The following is a 5,059-nucleotide window of genomic DNA, read 5'->3' on the forward strand; positions in this document are numbered from 1 at the left end:
GGCCCACGGTGAACAGCGTGACGCCCTCGGCCAGCAGGGCGTCCGCCGAGCGCCGCGCGTCGTCGGCGGAGGCGGCGCCGCCGATCTCGGTGGAGCGCTCGATCTCAGCCGGGTCCCGACCGACGTCGGCGCAGTGCCCGGCCAGCACCCCGGACTTGTGGCGGTAGGTCTCCACGTCCACGAACGAGTGCCAGATGTCGGCGTGACGGGCCACGTGCTTCAGGGTCTTGCGCTCGCCCCCGCCGCCGAGGAGCACCGGGATGTGCCGGGTCGGGGGAGGGGTGAGCGTGGCGAAGCGACGGTCGATCCGCTCGAGCGAGTCGCCGAGGTCGTCGAGACGCGACCCCTTGGTCCCGAAGTCGTACCCGTACTCGGCGTAGTCCCGCTCGAACCACCCGCTGCCCAGGCCCAGGATCAGGCGGCCGCCCGAGATGTGGTCGACGGTGCGGGCCATGTCCGCCAACAGGTCCGGGTTCCGGTAGCTGTTGCAGGTGACCAGCGCGCCGATCTCGACCCGCTCGGTCTGCTCGGCCCAGGCGGCGAGCATGGTCCAGCACTCGAAGTGCGCGCCGTCGGGGTCGCCGTAGAGCGGAAAGAAGTGGTCCCAGTTGAACACCACGTCGACGCCCGCGTCCTCGGACCGGCGGACGGCATCGCGCAGGAGACCGTAGTCGGGCGCGTGCTGCGGTTGGAGTTGGACGGCGATGCGGACCGGGCGGTCGGTGTTCGGGGTCATGCGCCCAGTCTGGTCCGTATCGCCGCCCGGCGCACCCGACCCGCGATGTCGCCGGGTGCACACGAGTCGCGCACCCGGGCGCGGGTCGGATGCACCCCGGCCCTCGCTACCGCTCGCGTTCGAGGAGGAACCAGAAGTGCTCGCCCTCGTGGAGGGTCCCCCGGCCGTTCATCACGGCCAGGAGGGTGTCGGGGTCGACGACGGCGAAGTGGTCGATCACCGGCAGCCGGTCGTACACCATGGAGGCGCACGGGCGGCCGCGGAACGAGACCTCCCAGAGCGAGGCGCCGCCCCCACCGGTCGCGGAGGTGTCCGGGACGACCGCCCCGGACTCGTCGGTGACCAGGATCGGGTCCACCTTCCGCGGGTCGGTGAAGTCCTTGCCCCACCAGCGCATCTGCCCGAGCATCGCGAACATCGGGTGCCCGGTGTCGAGGCCGGTGCCCTTCCACCGGGTCCCGGCGATCTCGTCGATCCCGGCGGGCTCCAGCGAGTCCCACAAGGCCGTCACCCGGTCGGTGGGGACGGTCTCCAGGGCCCGGATCGCGGCCAGCTCGTCGGTGTGCGGCGCGCTCACAGCCCGTACGTCTTCCCGATGATGTCGCGCTGGACCTCGTTGGTGCCGCCGTAGATGGTGGACACGACGGCCTGGCGGACGAGGCGCTCCATGCCGTACTCGGTGGCGTAGCCGTAGCCGCCCATGGACTGCATGCACTCGAGGGTGACGCGTTTGCTCAGCTCGGAGGCCTTGAGCTTGGCCATGGAGGCCTCGCGGGGGAAGAGCGCCTGGGGGTCGGACTCGTCGATCTTCCTGGCCACGGCGTAGACCAGCAGGCGGGTGGCCTCGATCTCGGTGGCCAGGTCGGCCATGCGGTGGCGGATGACCTGGAAGGAGCCGACGGGCCGACCGAACTGTTCGCGCTCGCGGACGAACGTCAGGCAGTCGTCGAAGGCGCGCTGGGCCACGCCGAGCTGCATGGCCGCCAGGATGAGCCGCTCGATGTTGAGTCCGGTCATGAGCTGCTTCCAGCCGCCGCCGACCTCGCCGATCACGGACTCGGCGGGCAGGCGCACGTCGGTGAAGTACAGGTCGTTGACCTCCTTGCCGCCCATGGTCTCGATCCCGCTCATCTGCAGGCCCTCGACGTCGGCGGGCACGTCGAACATGGTGATCCCCTCGTGCTTGGCGCCGGACGAGTCGGTCCGCGCGACAAGGAGGATCCGGTCGGCGAAGTGGGCGTTGGAGCACCAGGTCTTCTGGCCGGTGATCACCCAGTCGTCGCCGTCGCGGACGGCCTTGCAGCGCAGCGCCGCGACGTCCGACCCGGCGCCGGGTTCGGACATCGAGATGGACAGGGTCCCGCCCTTGACGACCAGGTCGAGCGCGCGTCTGCGCTGCTCCTCGGAGCCGAACTTCTGGTAGGCGGCACCGGTGATGAGGGTCGGGCCGATGCCACCGATGGGGGCCAGGCCGCGCAGCGAGTGCTCGAGCAGCAGGCACAGTTCCACGGCTCCGGCGTCGGCGCCGCCGTACTCCTCCGGGACGGTCAGCCCCAGCCAGCCGAGCTCGGCCATCTTGGCGTAGATCTCGGGCGAGTGGGTGCCGCCCTCGGTGGTGAGCTCCCGCCGCTTCTCGGCGCTTCCGACCTCGCGCGCGCAGAAGTCGTCGATGGACCTGGCGAAGTCCCGCTGTTCTTCGGTGAGGATGTCGAACACGTCTGGCCTCGGTTTTCTGTCAGGGGGTGACGGTGGCGGGCACAGTCGACTACTGTGGCCCGTATCACGGACGGTACATCAAATATATGTGATCGGAAACTGGAGGGAACCCGAATGACGACCACCGAACCCAGCAAGACCGGCCCCACGCTCGCGAGCCTGGATCCCCGCGACGGCACGGTCCTGGCGGAGTACCCGATCGCCGGACCCGAGGAGGTGGCGCTCGCCGTCGAGCGTGCGCGCGCCGCCGCCCGCTGGTGGGCCGCCCAGGGTCCGCGCGGTCGTCGGGAGTGGCTGCTCGAGTACAAGCGGTCGATCGCCTCCCGCTCCGACGAGTTGGCCTCGCTCATCTCCGCCGAGACCGGCAAGCCGGACGAGGACGCGACGCTCGAGGTCATGCTCACGGTGAGCCACCTGGAGTGGGCGGCCAAGAACGCCGACAAGGTGCTGCGCCGCCGCTCGGTGTCCGCCGGACTGCTCATGAGCAACCAGGCGGCCTACGTCGAGTACCAGCCGTACGGCGTCGTCGGCGCGATCGGCCCCTGGAACTATCCCGCGTTCACCCCGATGGGCACCCTCTCCTACGCCATGGCCGCCGGCAACGCCGTGGTGTTCAAGCCCAGTGAACTCACGCCCGGAGTGGGCGTCTGGCTCGCCGAGGTGTGGAACTCGCTCGGCGCCTCCCAGCCGCTGTTCCAGACCGTCACGGGTGACGGCTCGACCGGCGCCGCGCTGTGCAGGGCGGGCGTGGACAAACTGGCGTTCACCGGGTCGGCCGCGACGGGCCGCAAGGTCATGGCCGCGTGCGCGGAGACCCTCACCCCCGTCGTCATCGAGGGCGGCGGCAAGGACGCGTTCCTGGTGGACGCCGACGCCGACCTGGACTCGGCCGTCGACCAGGCGGTCTTCGGCGCCATGGGCAACGCGGGGCAGACGTGCGCCGGCGTCGAACGGATCTACGTCCACCGGGACGTCCGGGACGCCTTCGTCCACAAGTTCACCGCGAAGGTCCGGGCGCTGACCCCCGGCACCTCGGTGACCTCCAGCTACGGCCCCATGACGCTGCCGTCCCAGATCGACATCGTCCGCCGACACGTCAAGGACGCGCTGGCCCGGGGTGGCACGGCCGTCATCGGGGGCGAGGAGTCGGTGGGGGAGCGGGTCGTCGAGCCGGTCGTGCTGGTCGACGTGCCCGAGGACTCCACGGCGATCACCGAGGAGACGTTCGGGCCGACCGTCGTCATCAACTCGGTCGCGGACCTCGAGGAGGCGGTCGAGAAGGCCAACGCCAGCAGCTACGGCCTCGGCGGCGCGATCTTCACCGGCAACCGCAAGCGGGGACTGGCGCTGGCGGAGAAGCTCGACGTGGGCATGGTGTCGGTCAACGCGTTCCTGGCCTTCGCCGGGATCCCCTCGCTCCCGTTCGGTGGGTCGGGCGACTCGGGCTTCGGCCGCATCCACGGCGCCGACGGGCTCCGGGAGTTCTCGCGGCCCAAGGCCATCACGGCACAGAAGTTCGCCGCCCCGCTCAACCTCATGACCATGACCCGCAAGCCGAGGGACATCAAGGTGGTCAAGTGGATGCTGGCCAACGTGCAGGGAAAGCTGTGATCTCCCGATGACCGCCACCGCCTCGAACAGAACGACGCCGGAGGAACTCCGGGACACGACGACGACGAGCTCCGCGGACGCGGGACGGCGCACCCTGCCCGGGGTGTTCGGACCGATCCCGTCCGAGCTGGTGGCCGACGCCGCCGTCGAGCACCCGCTCACGGCGTCGCCGCCGCTCAAGCCGGGCCGCTGGTACTGGCGGGATCTCATCGCGTCCCTCGATCCGGTCGCCGACGCGGCGGAGATCCACCGCATCACCTCCTCCTACGAGTTCCCCTGGGACTACCAGCGGGCACTCGAGCTGGCCCTGTACCGCACGTACTGTGTGCCCTCGGTGTCGGCGGTCCTGGAGCAGGCCGGCCAGTTCCGCGACAACCCCCAGAAGCGGTACGACGACACCGCGTTGCTGATGGTGGAGCTGGTCGAGCACGGGTACGACTCGCCGCGCGGCAAGGAGGCGCTGCGGGTGATCAACCGCCAGCACGCGCGGTACGAGATCACCAACGACGACATGCTGTACGTGCTGTCGACGTTCATCTACGAGCCGCTGGAGTGGATCGACGCGATCGGGTGGCGGCGCCTGCACCCCCACGAGCGACTGGCCGCGTTCCACTTCTACCGCGGGGTGGGGCAGCGGATGAAGATCGCCGACATCCCGGAGGACATCGGGGAGTTCCGCCGGTGGCGTGACGACTACGAGGCCCGCACCTTCCGCTATGACCGGAACAACGAGCTCATCGGCACGTACACGCTCGATCTCATGTGTTCCTGGTATCCGGAGGCGGTCCGCCCCGCGGTCCGCAAGGTGGTCCTGTCGCTGGTGGACGACGACATGACCCGGGCCTTCGGCTTCCCGTGGCAGCCGCCGGGACGACGCAGGGCCGCGTACGCCGCGCTGCGGGCCCGGTCCGCGGTGGTCCGGTGGCTCCCGGTACGTCGACGGGCGCTGGGGTCGAGCGCGACCGAGAACCGGACCTACCCCGGGTATCCGAACGG

5 protein-coding genes are annotated in these 5,059 nt (G+C 70.3%); 2 read left to right on the forward strand and 3 right to left on the reverse strand.

Annotation, left to right across the window (positions count from 1 at the left end):
• The 3 genes from G6021_RS11560 to G6021_RS11570 all read right to left on the reverse strand — a co-directional run.
• Positions 1–736 (reverse strand): LLM class F420-dependent oxidoreductase (locus tag G6021_RS11560; protein WP_182641334.1); only part of this gene is annotated, 736 nt, incomplete at its 3' end.
• Positions 737–842: 106 nt separating this feature from the next.
• On the reverse strand, positions 843–1,313 hold the full coding sequence (locus G6021_RS11565) for a DUF4334 domain-containing protein (protein WP_179523947.1): 471 nt from the start codon (positions 1,311–1,313) through the stop codon (positions 843–845).
• A complete protein-coding gene (locus G6021_RS11570) occupies positions 1,310–2,452 on the reverse strand; it encodes an acyl-CoA dehydrogenase family protein (protein WP_182639779.1) in 1,143 nt (380 codons plus the stop codon). The genes G6021_RS11565 and G6021_RS11570 overlap by 4 nt, the downstream gene beginning before the upstream one ends.
• A 114-nt stretch (positions 2,453–2,566) precedes the next feature.
• Between G6021_RS11570 and G6021_RS11575 the strand changes: the two genes are divergently transcribed.
• Both G6021_RS11575 and G6021_RS11580 read left to right on the forward strand, forming a co-directional pair.
• Positions 2,567–4,063: an aldehyde dehydrogenase family protein gene (locus G6021_RS11575; RefSeq protein ID WP_182641335.1), complete on the forward strand. Its 1,497-nt coding sequence runs from the start codon at positions 2,567–2,569 to the stop codon at positions 4,061–4,063.
• Between the two features lie 7 nt (positions 4,064–4,070).
• Positions 4,071–5,059, forward strand: a 989-nt coding sequence (locus tag G6021_RS11580; protein WP_182641336.1) for an oxygenase MpaB family protein, incomplete at its 3' end; no start/stop codon positions are given.

The sequence above is a fragment of the Dietzia sp. CW19 genome (assembly GCF_014145265.1).
GTDB classification, from domain to species: domain Bacteria; phylum Actinomycetota; class Actinomycetes; order Mycobacteriales; family Mycobacteriaceae; genus Dietzia; species Dietzia natronolimnaea.

Coding starts and splice junctions, on each gene's coding strand:
- G6021_RS11575 (WP_182641335.1), top strand. CDS start 2,567: ATGACGACCACCGAACCCAGCAAGACCGGCCCCACGCTCGCGAGCCTG.